Annotated in this window: 20 protein-coding genes and 1 tRNA gene; 8 read left to right on the plus strand and 13 right to left on the minus strand. The window is 72.1% G+C overall.

Annotation, left to right across the window (positions count from 1 at the left end; genetic code table 11):
- Positions 1 to 68: 68 nt before the first annotated feature.
- From IE272_RS17900 to IE272_RS17910, 3 genes are all read right to left on the minus strand, one after another.
- Positions 69 to 908 carry an SCO1664 family protein gene (locus IE272_RS17900; protein ID WP_057661748.1) on the minus strand — a complete coding sequence of 280 codons (840 nt, stop codon included), beginning with the start codon at positions 906 to 908 and terminating at the stop codon, positions 69 to 71.
- Entirely contained in the window at positions 872 to 1,462 is a 591-nt protein-coding gene (locus IE272_RS17905; RefSeq protein WP_032793426.1) for a DUF3090 domain-containing protein, read from the minus strand. Before IE272_RS17905 ends, IE272_RS17900 begins: the two co-directional genes overlap by 37 nt.
- Positions 1,463 to 1,532: 70 nt before the next feature.
- Positions 1,533 to 2,255 (minus strand): histidine phosphatase family protein, encoded by a 723-nt coding sequence (locus IE272_RS17910; RefSeq protein ID WP_056703081.1) that lies wholly within the window; start codon positions 2,253 to 2,255, stop codon positions 1,533 to 1,535.
- A 215-nt stretch (positions 2,256 to 2,470) separates the two neighbouring features.
- Here IE272_RS17910 and IE272_RS17915 point away from each other — a divergent pair, with 215 nt between their 5' ends.
- On the plus strand, positions 2,471 to 3,463 hold the full coding sequence (locus IE272_RS17915; RefSeq protein ID WP_050359501.1) for a magnesium and cobalt transport protein CorA: 993 nt from the start codon (positions 2,471 to 2,473) through the stop codon (positions 3,461 to 3,463).
- A gap of 28 nt (positions 3,464 to 3,491) precedes the next feature.
- On the opposite strand, the gene IE272_RS17920 is transcribed toward IE272_RS17915, so the two are convergent.
- Together IE272_RS17920 and IE272_RS17925 are read right to left on the minus strand one after the other, a co-directional pair.
- Positions 3,492 to 4,280, minus strand: coding sequence for a hypothetical protein (locus tag IE272_RS17920; RefSeq protein WP_050359502.1), 789 nt, complete (start codon positions 4,278 to 4,280; stop codon positions 3,492 to 3,494).
- Positions 4,281 to 4,506: 226 nt separating this feature from the next.
- On the minus strand, positions 4,507 to 5,556 hold the full coding sequence (locus tag IE272_RS17925; protein ID WP_007455828.1) for an LLM class F420-dependent oxidoreductase: 1,050 nt from the start codon (positions 5,554 to 5,556) through the stop codon (positions 4,507 to 4,509).
- A 138-nt stretch (positions 5,557 to 5,694) separates the two neighbouring features.
- Here IE272_RS17925 and IE272_RS17930 point away from each other — a divergent pair, with 138 nt between their 5' ends.
- The gene (locus IE272_RS17930; RefSeq protein WP_050359503.1) at positions 5,695 to 6,678 is read left to right on the plus strand and encodes an aldo/keto reductase; all 984 of its coding nucleotides are present in this window, start codon (positions 5,695 to 5,697) and stop codon (positions 6,676 to 6,678) included.
- Positions 6,675 to 9,026, plus strand: a complete 2,352-nt coding sequence (locus IE272_RS17935) for a helix-hairpin-helix domain-containing protein (protein ID WP_190007259.1) — start codon at positions 6,675 to 6,677, stop codon at positions 9,024 to 9,026. Before IE272_RS17930 ends, IE272_RS17935 begins: the two co-directional genes overlap by 4 nt.
- Before the next feature lie 88 nt (positions 9,027 to 9,114).
- Here the strand turns inward: IE272_RS17935 and IE272_RS17940 are convergent, their stop codons facing one another.
- Entirely contained in the window at positions 9,115 to 9,780 is a 666-nt protein-coding gene (locus IE272_RS17940; protein ID WP_190007260.1) for a hypothetical protein, read from the minus strand.
- A 47-nt stretch (positions 9,781 to 9,827) separates the two neighbouring features.
- Here IE272_RS17940 and IE272_RS17945 point away from each other — a divergent pair, with 47 nt between their 5' ends.
- On the plus strand, positions 9,828 to 10,016 hold the full coding sequence (locus tag IE272_RS17945; RefSeq protein WP_003970138.1) for a DUF5703 family protein: 189 nt from the start codon (positions 9,828 to 9,830) through the stop codon (positions 10,014 to 10,016).
- 70 nt (positions 10,017 to 10,086) lie between these two features.
- Here the strand turns inward: IE272_RS17945 and IE272_RS39220 are convergent, their stop codons facing one another.
- The 3 genes from IE272_RS39220 to IE272_RS17960 all read right to left on the minus strand — a co-directional run bounded on the left by IE272_RS39220 (position 10,087) and on the right by IE272_RS17960 (position 12,757).
- Positions 10,087 to 10,896 carry a chaplin gene (locus tag IE272_RS39220; RefSeq protein ID WP_056703075.1) on the minus strand — a complete coding sequence of 270 codons (810 nt, stop codon included), beginning with the start codon at positions 10,894 to 10,896 and terminating at the stop codon, positions 10,087 to 10,089.
- 139 nt (positions 10,897 to 11,035) lie between these two features.
- Complete coding sequence (gene chpH, locus IE272_RS17955) at positions 11,036 to 11,269, minus strand: chaplin ChpH (protein WP_003970136.1); 234 nt, start codon at positions 11,267 to 11,269, stop codon at positions 11,036 to 11,038.
- Positions 11,270 to 11,422: 153 nt separating this feature from the next.
- On the minus strand, positions 11,423 to 12,757 hold the full coding sequence (locus IE272_RS17960) for a M20/M25/M40 family metallo-hydrolase (protein WP_056703072.1): 1,335 nt from the start codon (positions 12,755 to 12,757) through the stop codon (positions 11,423 to 11,425).
- Between the two features lie 183 nt (positions 12,758 to 12,940).
- Here IE272_RS17960 and IE272_RS17965 point away from each other — a divergent pair.
- A tRNA-Leu gene (locus tag IE272_RS17965) sits at positions 12,941 to 13,028 on the plus strand.
- A gap of 62 nt (positions 13,029 to 13,090) precedes the next feature.
- A complete protein-coding gene (locus IE272_RS17970) occupies positions 13,091 to 14,029 on the plus strand; it encodes an RluA family pseudouridine synthase (protein WP_190007261.1) in 939 nt (312 codons plus the stop codon).
- A 12-nt stretch (positions 14,030 to 14,041) separates the two neighbouring features.
- On the opposite strand, the gene IE272_RS17975 is transcribed toward IE272_RS17970, so the two are convergent.
- From IE272_RS17975 to IE272_RS17985, 3 genes are all read right to left on the minus strand, one after another.
- The gene (locus tag IE272_RS17975) at positions 14,042 to 14,671 is read right to left on the minus strand and encodes an MBL fold metallo-hydrolase (RefSeq protein WP_007448769.1); all 630 of its coding nucleotides are present in this window, start codon (positions 14,669 to 14,671) and stop codon (positions 14,042 to 14,044) included.
- Positions 14,671 to 15,756, minus strand: coding sequence for an S-(hydroxymethyl)mycothiol dehydrogenase (locus IE272_RS17980; RefSeq protein ID WP_007448768.1), 1,086 nt, complete (start codon positions 15,754 to 15,756; stop codon positions 14,671 to 14,673). The genes IE272_RS17975 and IE272_RS17980 overlap by 1 nt, the downstream gene beginning before the upstream one ends.
- 96 nt (positions 15,757 to 15,852) lie before the next feature.
- Positions 15,853 to 16,554 (minus strand): FadR/GntR family transcriptional regulator, encoded by a 702-nt coding sequence (locus tag IE272_RS17985; RefSeq protein ID WP_050359509.1) that lies wholly within the window; start codon positions 16,552 to 16,554, stop codon positions 15,853 to 15,855.
- A 132-nt stretch (positions 16,555 to 16,686) separates the two neighbouring features.
- Here IE272_RS17985 and IE272_RS17990 point away from each other — a divergent pair, with 132 nt between their 5' ends.
- The gene (locus tag IE272_RS17990; RefSeq protein ID WP_176739567.1) at positions 16,687 to 17,214 is read left to right on the plus strand and encodes a gluconokinase; all 528 of its coding nucleotides are present in this window, start codon (positions 16,687 to 16,689) and stop codon (positions 17,212 to 17,214) included.
- 11 nt (positions 17,215 to 17,225) lie between these two features.
- Complete coding sequence (locus IE272_RS17995; protein WP_073745458.1) at positions 17,226 to 18,623, plus strand: GntP family permease; 1,398 nt, start codon at positions 17,226 to 17,228, stop codon at positions 18,621 to 18,623.
- Between the two features lie 102 nt (positions 18,624 to 18,725).
- On the opposite strand, the gene IE272_RS18000 is transcribed toward IE272_RS17995, so the two are convergent.
- Positions 18,726 to 20,297, minus strand: a complete 1,572-nt coding sequence (locus IE272_RS18000; RefSeq protein ID WP_050359511.1) for an APC family permease — start codon at positions 20,295 to 20,297, stop codon at positions 18,726 to 18,728.
- Positions 20,298 to 20,313 lie beyond the last annotated feature (16 nt).

Genomic DNA, 20,313 nt, shown 5'->3' on the forward strand with positions numbered 1-20,313 from the left:
TCCGAAGAGGCCCTCTTGCGTGAAACCTCTGGCGGGCGGTAGAAGCCGACCCCGGCGCGGAGGACCTCCTACACCGGCGGCCAGGGAATGGGCGGCCACTGGCCGCTCGGCTGCGGGTGCACAGCGCTCTTGGCCAAGACGGCGACCCGCTCCCGCAGGGCCTCCAGTTCGGCCGGTGTGATGAGTTCGGCCATCCGGGTGGCGAGGGCGGTCCCCGGCGCCAGCTCACCGGCGAGCCGGCCCAGCACCGCCAGCGCCTCCTCGGTCAACGGCTCGCCCGCCCAGCCCCAGAGCAGGGTCCGCAGCTTGTCGTCCGCGTTGAAGGTGACCCCGTGGTCGATGCCGAAGAGCCGTCCGCCGGGGGCGGGCAGCAGGTGCCCGCCCTTGCGGTCACCGTTGTTGATCACCGCGTCCAGGACGGCGAGCCGCCGCAGCCGGACGTCGTCGGCGTGCACCAGCAGCGCGGTCTTCCCCTCCCCCACGTCCGCGAAGCCCACGGCCTTCCAACCGTCACCGGGCTCCTCGTCCTCGACGAGCGCCAGCAACGGGGGCGCGTCCTCCGCGGACCCGGGGCCGTCGATCCAGAGCTGGCACATGCCCTGCCCGTACGGCCCCTCCCGCAGCACGGTCGGCGGCACGAGGTCCCAGCCGGTCGCCCGGGAGATCTCGTACGCGGCGACCTCCCGCTGGGCGAGGGTCCCGTCGGGGAAGTCCCACAGCGGCTGCTCCCCCGCGACCGGCTTGTACGCGCAGGTGCGCTCCTCGCCCTCGTACGCCACCGTGCAGTGCAGCACCGCGTTGGACGCCCCGCCGACCTGTCCGAGGACGGTGATCGTGCCCTCGGTGAGCAGGGTGAGCAGCTCGGTGTCCGTCAGGCTCCGCGACGGTATCCGTTCTGGCGCGGGCATACGTGTCCTTCCGGGTCGAGCGGCAGGCTGCACAGCGGACACGGCGGGCGGCCGGCGTTGACGACGTCCAGGGCCCGCTTGGCGAAGGCGCGGGCCTGGGCGCCGCTGAGCCGGACGCGGAGCATCGGCGGGCCGTTCTCCTCGTCCTGGAGGAGCTTCTCCTCGGCCTCCGCGAGGTCGTCCTCGGAGTCGGCGTCGAGTTCGACGAGTGCCTGCGCCTCGACGATCATGCGCTGTTCCTCGCCGTCCCAGGCCAGGGCCATGGTGCCGACCCGGAACTCCTCCTCGACGGGAACGTCGAGCGGCGCGGTGTCGGAGACGTCGGTGGGGGCCACGGCGGGCACCGGGGAGTTGCCCCCGGTACGGCGCACGACCTCGTCGAGCAGTTCGTCGATCCGCTCGGCGAGAGCGGTGACCTGGGTCTTCTCCAGGGCCACGCTGGTGACCCGGCCCTGGGAGGACGCCTGCAGGAAAAACGTACGGCGGCCAGGCAGCCCGACCGTACCGGCCACGAATCGGTCCGGTGGATCGTAGAGGAACACCTGACGGGACACGTCCTGCTCCCTTGAGCTTGGATGGTGGTTGGGCGGCGCTACGGCGCGTCCACCCTACTGCCCGGAGCGATCACGGCGCGCCCGCGCCGCCCCCGACCGTCGCGTCCGCCGAGCCGTCGTCCACGGGGGACGCGGCGGCGTCCGCCCCGACGGACTGCTCACGGGGGGCCAGGGAGGCGAGATCGCCGGTGTCGCCGAGCCTCAGGAGGAAGGGGCGCAGCCGGGTGTAGCGGATCGCGGTGACCGAACAGGGGTCGACGTGGACGCGCTGGAAGAGGTCCAGGTGCATCCCCAACGCGTCGGCGACGAGGGACTTGATGATGTCGCCGTGCGAGCACATGACGTAGGTGGCGTCCTCGCCGTGCTCCGCCTCGACCCGGTCGTTCCAGTCGCGTACGGCGTCAACGGCGCGGGCCTGCATCGCGCGCATCGACTCGCCGCCCGGGAAGGCCGCGGCGGAGGGGTGCTGCTGGACGACGGACATCAGCGGCTCGTCGGCGAGTTCGGCCAGCTTCCGTCCCGACCAGTGGCCGTAGTCGCACTCGCTGATGCGGTCCTCGATGTGCAGGGGCAGACCGGGGCGGGCGTCGAGGAGCGGCTGCAGCGTCTGCCGGCAGCGCTCCAGGGGGCTGCTGACGGCGAGGACCGGGACCACGGCGGAAAGCCGCGCGGGCAGGGCCGCGGCCTGTTCGGCGCCGCGTTCGTCGAGGAGGACGCCGGGGGTGCGGCCCGCGAGCACTCCGGCGGTGTTGGCGGTGGAGCGTCCGTGGCGTACGAGGATCAGCGTGGGCATACCCGCCAGCGTAGGGGGTGCCTTGTCGATCAGGCCGGGCCAGGGAGCGGGGTCTGGTGCCGTGCATCGCAAGGCGGAGGAGGGAGTCATGGCGGAGCCATGGCGACCGACGACAACGCGGCGAGGCGCGGCACCAGGGCACGCGAGCCCGGCCTGATCGACAAGGCACCCCCTGGTGGACGGCGAAGGTGCGCGAGGGGCGGTCACGGGGAAGAATGCCCGCCGTGATCGTGGACTGTGCCATCTACCGGGACGGGCGCCGCACCGAACGGCCCGACGACTTCTCCGACGCGCTGGACGAGGCGCGGGCTTCCCGGGACGCGTTCCTGTGGATCGGGCTGCACGAGCCGACGGAGGAGGAGTTCGACCTCGTACGCGACGAGTTCGGGCTGCACCCGCTGGCCGTGGAGGACGCGCTGCGGGCGCACCAGCGCCCCAAGCTGGAGGTGTACGACGACTCCCTGTTCGCGGTCCTCAAGCCGGTCGTCTACGAGCCCGAGAGCGACACGGTCAGCGCCGACGAGCTGATGGTCTTCATAGGCGACTCGTTCGTGGTGACGGTCCGGCACGGCGAGGGCGCCCCGCTGGCGGCCGTGCGCCGCAGGCTGGAGGCCGAGCCCGAGGTGCTCAAGCACGGCCCCACAGCGGTGCTGTACGCGGTCAGCGACGCCGTCGTGGACCACTACATGGACGTGTCCGGTGAGCTCCAGCTCGACCTGGAGGAGCTGGAGGCGCAGGTCTTCGCCCCGAGCGGCGGCGACTCGAAGAACACCGCGGCCCGGATCTACACCTTCAAGCGGCAGGTGCTGGAGTTCCGCCGGGCGGCCGGGCCGCTGACCGCTCCGATGGCCCGGCTGGCGGGGGCGGGCGTGCCGTTCGTCCACGAGCACGCGCAGCCGTTCTTCCGGGACGTGGCCGACCACCTGACCCGCGCCAACGAGCAGGTGGAAGGGCTGGACCGGCTGCTCTCGGACATCCTGTCGGCCCATCTGGCCCAGATGGGCGTGCGGCAGAACGACGACATGCGCAAGATCTCCGCCTGGGCGGCCATGGCCGCCGTCCCGACGATGGTGGCGGGCGTCTACGGCATGAACTTCGACCACATGCCGGAGCTGCACTGGGTGTGGACCTACCCGGCGGTGGTCGCGTCGATGGGCTGCGCCGTGTTCGGTCTCCACCGGCTGTTCAAGCGGCGCGGCTGGCTCTGAGCGCCCGGCGACCGCGAGCCGTGCGCGCTCAGGCGTATTCGTGTTCCGGTGCGGCGGGGCTGCCCAGCGCGTCCCGCCGCCGCGGCATCTCCAGGCTCACCATGCGCCGCCAGCCGACGAGGCGCTCGTACGCGTACACGGCGTGGATGCCCGCGGCGAGAACGGCCGCCCTGGGCCGCGACCAGCCGAGCACCCGGCCCATGTTGGCCATCACGGCGAGGCTGACGTCGCGGTAGACCCGGATCTCGGCCAGGGCGCACTCGCGCATGATCCGCTGGATGGTCCGGCCGTGCCCGGCGCGGGCGAGGCGGAGGAGTTCCTCGTGGCAGTAGGCGAGGTGGTTGTCCTCGTCGTGGGAGATCATCTTCACCGCGCGGCCGATGTCGGGGTGGTCGGCGAAGTACCGGCGCAGCAGGCGCATCTGCTCGGAGGCACGCTGCTCGGTGACGCGGCTGTGGGCCAGATAGGTGATGATGTCGCGCTCGGTGAGCCGCTCCTCGCCGCGCAGCCGGGAGTGCGCGAGGCCGATGCCCTGCTGTTCCAGGAGCATCGTGTAGTCGGTCTCCGGCGGGACCTCGACGGGCGGCAGCCCGCGCTTCTTCAGGAGCGCGTTGAAGATCCGGCCGTGCTTGTCCTCGTCGGCGCCGTGCCGGACGATCTTGGGAGCCAGGTCGCGGCTGCCCTCCGGAACGAGGGCGGCGATCCGGGCGTTCTCCCAGCCGCCCTGGGCCTCGCCGCTCGCGGCGATGGAACAGAAGAGCCGGTAGGACTCGTCGTCGTCCAGGATCTCCTGGAACAGGGTCTGCGCTGAGAGCATGACGGCCACCTCCGTACCCGTTGCCCGCGGAATCGAGCTCCGCGGAGCAGTAGTGCGCAGGAAGAGTCAAATGCGCCTCGGGGCGGTCGGCAACCGGAACGGCCGGCGGGCGGCGCCCGGCGCGGTGGCGTAACCCCTGGGCGCGCGGCGCGTTGTTCCGGGTGACGGCCGTGGCGGGGAGGACCCCCGAGCCCCCACCACGGCCGTAGTGCTGTCCCGGGATCCGTCAGGCGAGTCCGGAGCGCTCCAGGGCGTCCGTGCCGGCGCGCAGGGCGGTGAGCCGCTCCTCCAGGGTGAAGCCGGCCGGGGCGAGGTTCAGCGTGGTGACCCCGGCGGCGGCGTAGGCCTGCATCCGCTCGGCGATCCGCTCCACGGGGCCGAGCAGCGCGGTCTGGTCGATCAGCTGGTGCGGCACGGCGGCGGCGGCGCCCGCCTTGTCCCCGCCGAGGTACTTGTCCTGGATCTCGGCGGCCTCCTTCTCGTATCCCATGCGCTGGGCGAGCTGGTTGTAGAAGTTCTGCTTCCGGCTGCCCATGCCGCCGACGTACAGCGCGGTGTACGGGCGGAACATGTCGGCGAGGCCGGTCACGTCGTCGCCGACGGCGAGCGGCAGGGTCGGGCTGACGTCGAAGCCCTCCATCGTCTTCCCGGCCTTCTCCCGGCCCGCGCGCAGCGGCTGGATCGCGGTCTCCTCCAGGTGCTCGGCGGAGGGGAAGATCAGCAGGGCGCCGTCCGCGATCTCGCCGGTCTGCTCCAGGTTCTTGGGGCCGATCGCGGCGATGTAGAGCGGGATGTGCTCGCGCTGGGGGTGCACGGTGAGCTTGATCGGCTTGCCCGGACCGCCGGGGAGCGGCAGCGTCCAGTGCGCTCCCTCGTACGACACGCGCTCGCGGGTCATGGCCTTGCGGACGATCTCCACGTACTCCCGGGTGCGGGCCAGCGGCTTGTCGAACTTCACGCCGTACCAGCCCTCGGAGACCTGCGGGCCGGAGACTCCGAGGCCGAGGCGGAAGCGGCCGCCGGACAGCGAGTCGAGGGTGGCGGCGGTCATCGCCGTCATGGTGGGCTGGCGGGCCGGGATCTGCATGATCGCGGAGCCGACGTCGATCGACTCGGTCTGGGCCGCGACCCAGGTCAGCACGGTCGGGGCGTCGGAGCCGTAGGCCTCGGCCGCCCAGCAGACGTCGTAGCCGAGCCGGTCGGCCTCCTGCGCGACGGCGAGGTTGTCGCCGTCCATGCCGGCGCCCCAGTAACCGAGATTGATGCCGAGCCGCATAACCGCTCCCCTTACTGATCAGTAACGTCCCTTTCTCCGGACTCTAGCGCGGGTGACGGAGATCCGGCAGGCCCGGCGGACCTCCGGTTGTCCCCAGGCCTCCACCCGGTGGGGCCATGGCCAGTAATCTCAGCGCCCATGGAGCAGAGGCATCTCGGCCGTACCGGCCTTCGCGTGTCCCGGATCGGGCTCGGCACCCTCACCTGGGGCCGGGACACGGACGAGCACGACGCCGCCGACCAGCTCAAGGCCTTCTGGGACGCGGGCGGCACCCTGGTGGACACCGCCGACGTGTACGGGGGCGGCGAGGCCGAATATCTGCTCGGGCGGCTCGTCGGGAGCCTGGTCCCCCGTCAGGATCTGGTCATCGCCACGAAGGCGGGCAACGTCCCGGACCCCTATCGCCGCTTCAACGGTTCGCGCGGGCACCTCCTGGCCGCTCTGGACGCCTCCCTGGAGCGGCTCGGCACGGACTACGTGGACCTGTGGCAGGTCCACGCCTTCGACCCGGCGACCCCGCTGGAGGAGACCCTCCAGGCGGTGGACCTGGCCGTGTCCTCCGGCCGCGTCCGGTACGCGGGGGTGTCGAACTTCTGCGGCTGGCAGCTGGCGAAGGCCGCCACCTGGCAGCTCGCCGCGCCCGGGGTGCGGACCCGGCTGGCCAGTACGCAGATGGAGTACTCGCTGCTCCAGCGGGGCATCGAGCGCGAGGTGCTGCCCGCCGCGCTGGACCTCGGGATCGGGCTGCTGCCGTCCTCGCCGCTGGGGCGCGGCGTGCTCACCGGCAAGTACCGCCAGGGCACCCCGTCCGACTCCCGGGGCGCGTCCGAGCGGCTCGCCCCGTTCGTCGAGCCGTATCTCGACGACGCGGCGGCCCGCATCACCGACGCCGTGGCGACGGCGGCGGACGGACTGGCGACGAGTCCGCTCCAGGTGGCGCTGGCCTGGGTCCGGGACCGGCCGGGAGTGGCCGCGCCGATCGTCGGTGCGCGCAACGCCGGGCAGCTCGCGGAGGCTTTGTCAGTGGAGGCGCTTAGTCTTCCCTACGAGATCTGCCAGGCGCTCGACGATGTGTCGGCGCCCGTGCACCGCTATCCCGACCAGGACTGGAGCACGCTGTGACTGCGCTTCCCGGGGAGACCCCCGGCACCGTCGGCACGGACACACCACAGGACACCGTGTCCCCGCCGGAGGCCGGTGCCGAAGGCCCCGAGCACGCCGAAGCGCCCGATGCGTCCGATGCGTCCGATGCACCCGACGCCTCTGGTACGCCCGACCCGTCCGATGTACCTGACGCACCTGACGCCTCCGAAGGCGGCGAGTCGTCGGACACTCCGGCGGACGCGGACGACGACGCGAAGGGCGACGCGGAGGACGCGGAGGCCGAGGCGGGCGCCGACGCCGCGCCCGCCGCAGCGGCGCCCGCCGCCGAGCTCTCGGAGGCGCAGGCCGAGCTGGCCGCCCAGCGCGAGCTGCGGGAGCGGATCGAGAAGCGCAAGGCGGAGAAGGCCGCGCCCATCGCCGCCGGTACGGGTCTGAGCGGCACGGCAGCCGGTCTGCTCGCGGCCGTCCGGGCCGTGGAGAGCGGCGAGAAGTCGGGCACCGCGTTCTTCGACCGGCCCGCCGCGACCCCGGCCTCCCGGCGTCCCGCACCGGCCGCCGCACAGCCGACCCGGACCCCCGCGCCCGAGGCCGCCCCCACGGCGCGGACCGCCACGCCTGAGGCCCTGGACGCGGTGCGCGCGGTGCTCACGGAGGGCGGGGCCCCCGAGGCGCTGGCCCGCCCGGCCGTCGGCGCGCTCGGCGAGCAGGCGGCCGAGCTGCTGCGCACCGACCCCTGGCGGTTGCTGGCCGTGCCCGGCGTGCGGCCGGAACAGGCCGACGGCTTCGCGCGGGCCCTGCTGGGCGCCGACTGCGGCCCGGACGACGGCCGCAGGACGGCGGCCCTGGTCGGCTGGCTGCTGGAGCGCGCCGCCCTCCAGGGCCACACGGCACTGGACGCCGACGCCGTACGGACGGCGCTCGCCGAGCGTGCGGTCGGCGATCCGGACGCGGCGGTGCGGGACGCCGTCGAGGAGGGCGTCGCCCTGGTCTTCCAGGAGGGCGACGAGCCCTCGGCGGACGACCCCGGAGCGGCGGACTCGGACGGCGAAGCGGACGAAGCGGGCGACGCGGACGTGGCCCGGGAGCCGGTCCAGGTGCTGCTGGGCCTGGACCGCTACGCCCTCGCCGAGGAGAGCCTCGCCGACGGCCTGGCCCGGCTCGTCAACGCCTGTGAGAAGGCCGCCGACTGGGCGGAGGCGGCCGCCTCCGCCCCCAGCCCGTCGGCCGCCGAACTGATCCGTACGGCCGCCGCTGCCGGACTGGTCGCGCACAGCGGCGGCGAGGCGGCCCGGGCCGAGCCCGCCGCCCTGATCGCGGCGGCGCGCGGCCTGGGGCTGCGGGCCCTGGGCGCCACCCACAGCGAGGACGGCCGCCGACGGCTCGCGGCGGCCACCGGTGATCCGGACACGGCGGTCACGCTGTCCGGGCTGCTGTCCGGTGCGCAGGGCCCCGGCCGGGACGAGGACGGGGCGCTGGCCCTGGACCTGCTGGTCGTGCTGGACGCCCCGCAGCTGGACGTGGAGGGCGCTGCGGTCCTGGTCGAGGCGTTGGCCGACGGCGCCCGGCTGGTGCTGAGCGGCGACCCGGGCGTGCTGGGCTCCGCGGGCGCCGGGCGGGTGTTCGCCGATGTGCTGGCCTCCCACGCCTGCCCGCAGGTCGTCTCCCGGACCCCGGACCCCGGGCCGATCGGCGAGCTGGTCTCCGGCATCGGCATCGGCGAGCTGAACCAGGTCGACGCCCCGGGCAAGGAGGTGGTGATCGTCCCGGTCCGCGACGCGGGCGAGGCCGTCCACCGCACCGTGCAGCTGGTCGCGGACTCGGTGCCCCGGGCGTTCGGCATCCCCGCCGAGGAGACCCAGGTGATCACCGTGGGCCATGGCGGGGCCGCCGGGACCAGGGCGCTGAACGAGGCGCTGAAGCAGCGGCTCAACCCGGGCCCCGGCCGGTTCGGCGGTTTCGACCCGGGCGACCGCGTGGTCCATGTGCCCGCGCCCGGCCGGGCGGTGCCCGGGGTGGTGCTCTCGGCCGACGCCGAGGGGCTGCGGCTGGACTGCGGGGGCGTCCCCGTCGTCGTACCGCAGGAGCGGGTGGAGTCGTCGGTGCGGCACGGCTGGGCCCTCAGCGCCCATCAGGCGGCCGGGATGCGCTGGCCCGCCGCGGTCGTGGTGCTGCCGGGCGACGCCGCGCAGGGGCTGAGCAGGCCGTGGGTGTACACCGCGTTCGGCCGGGGCGAGCGGCATCTGTCGGTCGTGCACGGGGTGGACCAGGCACTCCCGCACGCGGTGGCGCAGGTTCCGGCCCAGGAGCGGACGACACGGCTGCGCCCGTTGCTGGAGGCGCTCCCGACGTCCGACGCGGCGTCCTGAGCGGAGCTGATCCGGACAGCGGTGGGGCCCCGGCGCACTGTGCGCCGGGGCCCCACCGTCACGTCCGGTGCGGGAGGAGGAGAAGGGGTCAGCGGCCGCCCACCACGGGGCCGGCGAAGTCCTCGTCCGACTCGTCCTCCTCGTCGAAGACCGCGCTGACGTCGAAGCGGCAGACCACCAGCTCGGGGTCGGCGTCCTCGAACGGGGCGCCGAGCCACTCCCCCGGCTCCGGCGGCGCTTCCCCGGCCGAGACCCAGAGGGTGGAGTCGCCCTCCTCCAGGCCGAATTCCTTGTGCCGGGAGGCGATCTCGTCCGGTTCGTACTCGCCGAAGAGCACGCCGAGCGCGGCGTGGACGCTGGTGCCGACCACCGGGGCCGTGTCCTGTCCGCCGCCCGGACCGGCGTCGAGGTCGGCGAGGCGCTGAGCCTGTACGAGCAGGCGCGGGGGCTCCGCGACCACGTAGTCGCGCCGGATCAGCACGCTGAGCGCGCTGGGCTCCGCCGGCCCGGCGTAGGGAGGCAGGGAGTCGTCCGCGCCCGGGATCTCGAAGGGGGTGACTTCGTCGTAGCGCTCGTAGAGGAGTTCGTCGTAGACCTCGGCGGCAGCGGCAAGGGCGTTGAACGCGTCGTACACGGCGGGGTCGTCGTCCCCGGTACGGCGTTCGACCGCGTCGAGGTGACGGTCGATCGCGGCTTTGACCGCCTCGGCGGCGGCACGTACCTCGGCAGCGGTGGGCTGCGCAGCATCAGACATAGTGCAGACGCTATCCGTACCGGGGCTCTGCCCGCACAATAGATGCGATGCCGGAATACGAATTCGTCGACGTGTACGTGCCGCGCGGGGTCTCCCGCAAGGAAGCGGCCCGACTCCTGACCGACCACGCCGAGTACGGACACTGGGAACTGGACCGCCTGACGCTCCGCAGGGACGGCAGCCGCAGGGTGCGGCTGCGCAGACGGATCATCCGTCAGCTACGGGCCACCTGGTGACATGGAGCGGGCCCCGCGATCGCGGGGCCCGCTCTCCTGTCCGGGCTGCGCCGTGCTGTGCTCGCCCGGATCAGGCGGCGCTGCGCGAGCGGCGGTAGAGAACCGATCCCGCACCGGCGAGCAGCAGTCCGGCACTGGCCGGGATGAGCAGTTCGAGCCCGCCCCCACCGGTCTGCGCGAGCTGCTCCTCGGGGAAGTGCTGGGGCTCGGGGGCGTTCGGCTCGGGCGGCTGGTTGGCCGGCGGGACGACCGGCTTCTCCGGCGTGACCGGGGGCTTCTCCGGCTGCTCGGGCGGCGGGGGCGGAACCTCTGCGTCGTTGGAGCAGCTGTTGCCGAAGACCGGGTTCAGCAGACCGACGATGGTGACGCTGTTCCCGCAGAGGTTCACGGGGATGTCGATCGGCGCTTGGACCGAGTTGCCGGAGAGGATGCCGGGCGAACCCTGGGCGATCCCCTCGGCCGTGGCGCCGCCGCCCGGGGCCCGGTGACGGCCGGTGCCGGGCTCGGAGTGCCGGTCCGACGCGTCGGTGTGCCCGTCCGAGGCGGTGGTGTCGCCGGCCTGGGCGCCGTTTCCGGAGCCGCCCGGGACCGAGCGCTCCTGGGGAGCCGAGCGGTTCCCGGAGTGGTCGGATTCTGCTGATCCGTTTCCGCAGTCGTTACCGAAGACGGGGTTCAGCAGACCGCCGACACTGATGGAGTTGCCGCAGACGTTGACCGGGATGTCGATCGGGGCCTGGACCGAGTTGCCGGACAGCACGCCCGGCGAGCCGGCGGCGGTACCGGCCGCCCCGGAGTCGGCGTGGGCGTATCCGCCGCTCAGCGCGAGCACTCCGCCCGCAGCCGCCATGGTGATCAGGCCTTTACGAGTGACCTGTCGCATAGGTTCGTTTCCTGCCTTCTGGCTTCCGAAAAACCCCCGGACATGACCGTGCGGGAGTCGAATGCCGAACGGTCCCGGAGTGCATGGAGTGCACTCCGGGACCGGTCGAGCTCAAACCCTTACGGGTTGACGTTCAACGTCAGGCGTTGACGCAGGTGTTGCCGAAGGCGGGGTTCAGCAGACCGATCACGGAGACCGTGTTGCCGCACACGTTGATCGGCACGTGGACCGGAACCTGGACGACGTTGCCGGAGAGCACGCCGGGGCTGCCGATGGCAGCACCCTGGGCACCCGCGTCGGCGGAAGCCATGCCCGCACCCGCGAGAACGAGGCCACCCGTAGCAGCCGCAACTGCGACGACCTTCTTGATCATGATTCCTCCTAGTTGGAAAATGCGGTCCCAGCCGCGGACCGCAAACCTTGTAACGAGGAGGATTTGGCGGGGCTACGTGTGAACGGCTCGTTTCACTCGTTCGGACATGTCCGCACAGGTGGACGAATCGACGGGGAATCGGTCGGAGAGCGGTCAGGAGTGGTCGATGAACCGGTCGAGCACCCGCACGCCGAACTGCAGACCGTCCACCGGGACCCGCTCGTCGACACCGTGGAACATGCCCGCGAAGTCCAGCTCCGGCGGCAGCTTCAGCGGGGCGAATCCGAAGCCCCGGATGCCCAGGTCGTCGAAGGACTTGGCGTCGGTGCCGGCCGAGAGCATGTACGGCACGGCACGGGCGATGGGGTCCTCGGCGACCAGCGCGGTCTGCATGGCGTCGACCAGCGCGCCGTCGAACGTGGTCTCCAGGGCCTTGTCCGCGTGCACGTCCTCGCGCCGGACGTTGGGCCCGAGGATCCGGTCCAGGTCCGCCAGGAACTCCTCCTCGTACCCCGGCAGGTAGCGGCCGTCGACGTGGGCGGTCGCCTGGCCCGGGATGACGTTGACCTTGTAGCCGGCGCCGAGCTGCGTGGGGTTGGCGGTGTTCTGGAGGGAGGCGCCGATGAGCTTGGCGATGCCGCCCAGCTTGGCGAGCGTCTCGTCCATGTTCTCCGGGTCCAGCTCGGTGCCCAGCGCGTCGGAGAGCTCGTCCAGGAAGTGCCGCAGCGTCTTAGTGACCCGCACCGGGAACTTGTGCCGGCCCAGCCGCCCGACCGCCTCGGACAGCTCCGTGATGGCGTTGTCCTTGTGGATCATCGAACCGTGCCCGGCGGTGCCGTCCACGGTCAGCTTCATCCAGTGCATGCCCTTCTGGGCCGTCTCCACCAGATACAGCCGCAGGTTCTCGTTGACGGTGAAGGAGAAGCCGCCGACCTCGCTGATCGCCTCGGTGACGCCCTCGAAGAGCCCGGGGTGGTTGTCGACGAGGTAGCGCGCCCCGTACGTCCCGCCGGCCTCCTCGTCCGCGAGGAAGGCGAGCACGATGTCGCGCGGGGGCTTGCGGCCGGTGCGCATGCGCTCCCGGACGACCGCGAGGGTCATCGCGTCCATGTCCTTCATGTCGACCGCGCCCCGGCCCCAGACGCAGCCGTCCGCGATCTCCCCCGAGAACGGGTCGTGCGTCCAGTCCGCCGCGTTGGCCGGGACGACGTCGGTGTGCCCGTGGATGAGGAGCGCCGGGCGGGAGGGGTCCTCGCCCTCGATCCGGGCGACCGTGGAGGCCCGCCCCTTGTGCGACTCGAAGATCTGCGGCTCCAGGCCGACCTCCGCGAGCTTCTCCGCGACGTACTCGGCCGCGAGCCGCTCACCGGGGCCGGAGTGGTCGCCGTAGTTGCTGGTGTCGATCCGGATCAGGTCACGACAGAGGTCGACGACCTCCCTCTCGGCGTTGCCGCCGGTGACGGCCTTGCCCGTGCTGCTCTCGCTCACGCTGGTTCCTTCCACTGTCGCTGTGGTGCTCCCCCTCATCCTCCCGCGCCCACGGCCTGCGCCCAAGGGCGCGCACCCCCCGTCACGCACCGTTCACAGCCATCGGGGCGTGATCGAGCACCCTCGAATGTTTGCTATGGTTTTCCACGTCGGAACGGGCACGGCCCGCGAGACAGACACCTTGTCCGGGTGGCGGAATGGCAGACGCGCTAGCTTGAGGTGCTAGTGCCCTTTATCGGGCGTGGGGGTTCAAGTCCCCCCTCGGACACCAGCAGGAGCCCCACTTCGGTGGGGCTCTTTTGCGTCACCGGGCGACCACGGAGAGGGGCGACGATGCGGGGTCGCAGGAAGCCGCCTCCCGCTCCGCTCCCCCAGCGGCACGGGATCGACGCGGTACGGGTGCGGTTGCCGGAGGATCCCGGAGGGCACTGGGCATGCGTCGGGGAGCATCTGGTCGCGCGGTTCGGCGGGGCGATCGGGGTGGACCGGGTGGCGGAGATGCTGGCGGCCGGGCGGTTCGTGGGGGCCGACGGGGTCGCCGTGCGGGGCGACGAGCCGTACGCCGCGGGGCGGTGTCTCTGGTTCCACCGGGACTTCGCGCCGGAGGAACCGGTGCCGTTCCCGGTCGGCGTCGTGTACCGGGACGAGCGTCTCGTCGTCGCGGACAAGCCGCACTTCCTGGCGACCATGCCCCGGGGGCGGCACATCACCGAGACCGCGGTGGCCCGGCTGCGGCGGGAGCTGGACCTGCCCGCCCTGCAGCCGGCGCACCGGCTGGACCGGCTGACCGCGGGGCTCGTGCTGTTCGTGGTGCGGCCCGAGGACCGGGGCGCGTACCAGACGCTGTTCCGGGACCGGCTGGTGCGCAAGGAGTACGAGGCGGTGGCCCCGTACGACCCCGGGGTGGCACTCCCCCGGACCGTGCGCAGCCGGATCGTGAAGGAGCGCGGGGTGCTCGCCGCCCGCGAGGAGCCGGGCGAGGCGAACAGTGAGAGCCGGGTGGAGCTGGTGGAGCACCGGGGCGGGGTCGGGCGCTACCGGCTGCTGCCCGCCACCGGGCGGACGCATCAGTTGCGGGTCCATATGAACGCGCTGGGGTTGCCGATCGTCCACGATCCGCTGTATCCGGTGGTGGAGGGGGAAGCGGCCGCCGACGACTTCTCGCGGCCGTTGCAGTTGCTGGCCCGTGTGCTGGAGTTCACCGATCCGGTCGGCGGGGAGCCGCGCCGCTTCGTGAGCGGGCTGCGGCTCTCCGCCTGGCCGGAGGGGTGAGGCGCGCGGCCCTCAGTGGCCGCGCTTGATCCACTCGTCGAGCTGCGGGGCTTCCGCGCCGATGGAGGTGGGGTCTCCGTGGCCGGTGCGCACGGCGGTGTCGCCGGGGAGGGTGAGCAGCCGGTCCCTGATCGAGTCGATGATCGTGGGGAACGACGAGAAGGAGCGGCCGGTGGCGCCGGGGCCGCCCTGGAAGAGGGTGTCGCCGGTGAAGACCGTGGCCAGCTCGGGGGCGTACAGGCAGACCGCGCCGGGGGCGTGGCCCGGGGTGTGCAGGACCGTGAGCGTGGTGCCCGCCACGGTCAGTTCCTGGCCGTCCGAGAGGGTGCCGTCGGGGGTGCGGTCCGGGTGGGTCTGCTGCCAGAGCGGCAGGTCGTCCGGGTGGAGCAGGATCGGGGCGCCGGTGGCGTCCGCGAGGGCGGGGGCGGCGTCGATGTGGTCGTTGTGCGCGTGGGTGCAGACGATGGCGCGCAGCGTCCGGCCGCCGAGCGCGGCCTCGATGGCGGCGGCGTCGTGGGCGGCGTCGATGACGATTGCCTCGGTGTCGTCGCCGACGATCCAGACGTTGTTGTCGACGTCCCACTCGCCGCCGTCGAGGGCGAAGGTGCCGGAGGTGACCAGGTGGTCGATGCGGGCGGTCATCAGAAGACCACCACCGAGCGGAGGACGTCGCCGTCGTGCATCCGGGCGAAGGCCTGCTCGATGTCGCCCAGGCCGATGGTCTCGGTGACGAAGGCGGCGAGGTCGAGGCGGCCCTGCTGGTGGAGGTCGACGAGCATCGGGAAGTCGCGGGAGGGCAGGCAGTCGCCGTACCAGGAGGACTTGAGCGAGCCGCCGCGGCCGAAGACGTCCAGGAGCGGCAGTTCGAGCTTCATGTCCGGGGTGGGGACGCCGACGAGGACGACCGTTCCGGCGAGGTCGCGGGCGTAGAAGGCCTGCTGGTAGGTCTCCGGGCGGCCGACGGCCTCGATGACGACGTCGGCGCCGTTGCCGTCGGTGAGGGCGCGGATGGCCTCGACCGGGTCGGTGGAGCGGGAGTTGACGGTGTGGGTGGCGCCCATCTTCTTCGCCGTCTCCAGCTTGCGGTCGTCGATGTCGACCGCGATGATCTTCGCCGCGCCGGCCAGCCGGGCTCCGGCGATGGCCGCGTCGCCGACGCCGCCGCAGCCGATGACGGCGACGGAGTCGCCCCGGCCGACCTGGCCGGTGTTGATGGCGGCGCCGATGCCCGCCATGACGCCGCAGCCGAGCAGTCCGGCGACGGCCGGGGAGACCTCGGGGTCGACCTTGGTGCACTGGCCGGAGGCGACGAGGGTCTTCTCGGCGAACGCGCCGATGCCCAGCGCGGGCGACAGCTCCGTGCCGTCGAGCAGCGTCATCTTCTGCTTGGCGTTGTGGGTGTCGAAGCAGTACCAGGGGCGGCCGCGCAGACAGGCGCGGCACTGGCCGCACACGGCACGCCAGTTGAGGACGACGAAGTCGCCGGGGGCGACGTCCGTGACGCCCTCGCCGACCGACTCCACGACGCCCGCCGCCTCATGGCCGAGGAGGAAGGGGAACTCGTCGTTGATGCCGCCCTGCTTGTAGTGCAGGTCGGTGTGGCAGACGCCGCACGCCTGGATCTTCACGACCGCCTCGCCGGGGCCGGGGTCCGGGATCACGATCGTCTCGACCCTGACCGGCTCGTTCTTCCCCGGTGCGATGACCCCTTGCACCTGCTGCGCCATAACCGTGCTCTCCCTGTTCCTGAGCTTTCGCGAAGATCGATCGCGGCCAACCGTACGCCTCGGGGGCCGGGTCCCGCGCCGCGTCGCGCGGAAGCCCTACGGGGCGAGGACGTCCAGCTCGTGCAGGGCGCCGACCGCGATCTCCTTGGTGATCCGTTCGGCGGCCTCCGGGTCGCCCTCGCGGACCGCCTCGGCGAGCCGGACGTGCAGGGTGACGGCGGCCGGGTCGGGGTCCTCGAACATCACCTGGTGGTGGGTGCGGCCCGCGAGGACCTCGGCGACGACGTCCCCGAGCCGGGCGAACATCTCGTTGCCGGAGGCGTTGAGGACGATCCGGTGGAAGGCGATGTCGTGTTCGAGGTAGCCCTCCAGCTGCTGGCCGCGCGAGGTGGCGACCATGCCGAGGGCGCGTTCGGTGAGCTCGGCGCACTGCTCGGCGGTGGCGTGGCGGGCGGCGAGGCCCGCCGCGACCGGTTCGATCGCGGAGCGCAGCACGGTGAGGGAGCGCAGCTGGCGGGGGCGGTCGGCGCCGGCGAGGCGCCAGCGGATGACCTGGGGGTCGTAGACGTTCCAGGTCTCGGTGGGGCGGACCGTCACGCCGACGCGGCGGCGGGACTCGACCAGGTGCATCGACTCCAGGACCCGGACCACTTCGCGCACGACCGTACGGGAGACGTCGAAGCGCTGGGCGAGCTCGTCGGTGCGCAGGACGCTGCCGGGCGGGAACCGGCCGGAGGAGATCTCCAGACCCAGGGTGTCCAGCACATGTGTATGCAGCCCCTGGCTCTGTGTGGTCATGGGTCAAGCCTACGGGGCGACCCTCGGGAACAATAAGTACGACGTTTACGTCACAGCCTCTTGAATAAGTCGTACCTAATAGGTTTCAGTAGCGCGACGGACCGATGTCGAAGAAGACAGCGAGACACCCCCATGAACACCGCACCCCCCGTGAACACCCCCCACGTCGTCGTGGTGATGGGCGTAGCAGGAACCGGCAAGACCACGATCGGTCCCCTGCTCGCCGCCGAACTCGGCGTTCCGTACGCCGAGGGCGACGACTTCCATCCCCCGGCGAACATCGCCAAGATGTCGGCCGGCACCCCGTTGGACGACGACGACCGGTGGCCCTGGCTGGATGCCATCGGCACGTGGGCGCACGAGCGGGCGGGGCTCGGCGGGGTCGTCTCCAGCTCCGCGCTCAAGCGGGTCTACCGGGACCGGCTGCGGGACGGGGCGCCGGACGCCCTCTTCCTGCATCTGACCGGTGACCGGGCGCTGATCGAGGAGCGGATGGCGGACCGCAAGGGCCACTTCATGCCCACCGCACTGCTCGACTCGCAGTTCGCGACGCTGCAGCCGCTCCAGGCCGACGAGGCCGGGGTGAGCGTCGACGTGTCCGGCACTCCTGAGGAAATCACCCGGCGAGCCGTCGCCGCACTGCGCCGGCTCGATAGTTAAGGACCATTACCGTGACCAGTCTCAGCGTCGAGATGCTGGCAGCGGAAGCCGCCGAACCGATCACCTCGGCAGGCAACGCTCAGTTGGGCATCGCCGTCCTGGCGGGCATCGCCGTCATCGTTCTCCTCATCACCAAGCTCAAGATGCACGCGTTCCTGGCGCTGACCATCGGTTCGCTGGCACTCGGCTCCTTCGCGGGAGCCGCCCCGGCCGACACGATTCTCAGCTTCACCAAGGGCCTCGGCTCCACCGTCGCGGGCGTGGGCGTCCTGATCGCGCTCGGCGCGATCCTCGGCAAACTGCTCGCCGACTCGGGCGGGGCCGACCAGGTCGTCGACACCATCCTCGCGAAGGCGAGCGGCCGGGTCATGCCCTGGGCGATGGTCCTGATCGCCTCGATCATCGGCCTGCCGCTGTTCTTCGAGGTCGGGATCGTGCTGATGATCCCGGTGGTACTGCTCGTCGCCAAGCGCGGCAACTACTCCCTGATGCGGATCGGCATCCCGGCGCTGGCCGGGCTCTCCGTGATGCACGGGCTGATCCCGCCGCACCCCGGCCCGCTGGTCGCGATCGACGCCCTGGACGCCAATCTCGGCGTGACGCTGGCGCTCGGTGTGCTGGTCGCCATCCCGACGGTGATCATCGCCGGTCCGGTGTTCTCCCGCTACGCCGCACGCTGGGTGGACATCAAGCCGCCGGAGAACATGATCCCGCAGCGCCCCTCCGAGGACCTGGACCGCCGTCCGAGCTTCGGCGCGACCCTGGCGACCATCCTGCTGCCGGTCGTCCTGATGCTGCTGAACGCGCTCGTCGAGATCGTGGTCGACAACCCCGAGAACGGCCTCCAGAAGGTCACCATGGTCATCGGCTCGCCGCTGATCGCCCTGCTCGCGGCCGTCCTCGTCGGGATGTTCACGCTCGGCCGGGCAGCCGGGTTCACCAAGGACCGGATCGCCGGCACCGTGGAGAAGTCCCTCGCCCCGATCGCCGGGATCCTGCTCATCGTCGGCGCGGGCGGCGGCTTCAAGCAGACGCTGATCGACGCCGGAGTGGGCCAGATGATCCTGGAGTTCTCCGAGAACTGGTCGATCCCGGCCCTGCTGCTCGGCTGGCTGATCGCCGTCGCGATCCGCCTCGCCACCGGCTCGGCCACCGTCGCCACCATCTCGGCCGCCGGTCTGGTCGCCCCGCTGGCCGCCGACATGTCGACCTCGCACGCGGCTCTGCTGGTGCTAGCGATCGGCGCCGGTTCGCTCTTCTTCAGCCATGTGAACGACGCCGGGTTCTGGCTGGTGAAGGAGTACTTCGGCATGGACGTCGGCCAGACCCTGAAGACCTGGTCGGTGATGGAGACGATCATCTCCGTGGTGGCCATGGCCTTCATCATGCTGCTGTCGCTGCTGCTGTAGCGGGGCCCGTCCTCGTAACGCGTGCAGACGCGTACAGGTGCGCCCGCCCCGGGACCGTCCGGGGCGGGCGCACCTGTACGCGTACGGGGGTGTACGGAGATGTCAGCGGCGGGCGGACTCGCTCTCGGCGGCCTTCTCCAGCTGGAACGCCTCGTTGCCGAGGCCGATCCTCGCGTGCACCTCGGGCTTGACCGAGCGCAGCACCGCCCCGTACACGAGGCCTCCGGCGAGCGCGAGGAGGATCACGCCCGGCAGCAGCCAGTCGAGGGCCGAGCCGGGGCCCGAGCCGACGAGGACGTCGAAGTCGCGGACGGTGAAGACGGCGATCGTCAGGAGCGCCAGTCCGGCGAGGGCGGAGGCGACCAGGCGCGGGGCCTGCGCGCGGCCCGCGCCGCGCTTGACGAAGAAGGCGATGACGGCGAAGGAGGCGGCGGCCATCAGCAGGATGACGCCGAGCGCCCCGACGTTGCCCATCCAGGTGAACAGCCGCAGGACGGGGGCGGTGGGGTCGCCGACCGGGTTGTCGTCGGTGACGGCGAAGACCAGCACGATCACGACGGAGACGACGGTCTGGAGCAGCGAACCGGTGCCGGGGGCGCCGCTCGCCCGGTTGGTGCGGCCGAAGCGGGCCGGCAGCAGCCCCTCGCGGCCCATCGCGAACGCGTAGCGGGCGACGACGTTGTGGAAGCTGAGGAGCGCGGCGAACATCCCGGTGACGAAGAGGACGTGCAGGATGTCGGTGAAGGTGGAGCCGAGCCGCTCCTCGGTGAGGCCGAACAGCATGCCGGGGCCCTCCTTGAGGGAGGTGTCGGCGATGGAGCCGGGTCCGGCGGCGACGGTCAGGGCCCAGGAGCTGATCGCCAGGAACAGCGCGGCGTAGCCCACCGCGAGGAACATCACCCGGGACACCACGATCTGCGGGCGGCTCGTCTCCTCCGCGTACACCGGGGCCTGCTCGAAGCCGACGAACGCGGCGATGCAGAAGCAGAGCGCGGTGCCGAGCCCCGCGCCGGTGAGGGTCTCGGGATTGAAGGCGTGCAGCGACAGGCCCTCCGGGCCCGGCTTGCTCACGGCGGCGATGTCGAAGATCACGACGAGGGCGCACTCGATGACCAGCAGGACGCCGAGCACCTTGGCGTTGAGGTCGATCTTCAGCCAGCCGAGGACGCCGACGACGGCCGCCGCGACCAGGGCCGGAATCCACCACGCCAGCTCGATGTCGAGATACGTGGCGAAGATGCCGGAGACCTCGAAGCCGAGGATCCCGTAGATGCCGACCTGCATCGCGCTGTACGCCACCAGCGCCACGAGCGAGGCTCCGGCGCCGGCGGTCGGGCCGAGCCCGCGGGCGATGTACGCGTAGAACGCGCCGGCGTTGTGGACGTGCCGGCTCATCTCCGCGTAGCCGACGCCGAACAGCATCAGGACGACACCCAGGATGATGTAGAGCAGTGGCTGACCGACGATGCCCATCACGCCGAAGACCGTGGGCATCACTCCGGCGACCACCATCAGGGGGGCGCTGGCCGCGACGACCGACAGCAGGAGGCCGGGAGTGCCGAGCCGGTTCGCCCGCAGGGCGCGTTCCTCGCCCTTGTAGGTGTTGATCCCGCCGGTATCGGCCGTCCCCCTCGTGGTGCCGGTATCGCTGGAAAATGAACTGCCGGTCGACATGGCGGGATGGGTCCCT

The sequence above is a fragment of the Streptomyces anulatus genome, from assembly GCF_014650675.1.
GTDB lineage: Bacteria > Actinomycetota > Actinomycetes > Streptomycetales > Streptomycetaceae > Streptomyces > Streptomyces anulatus.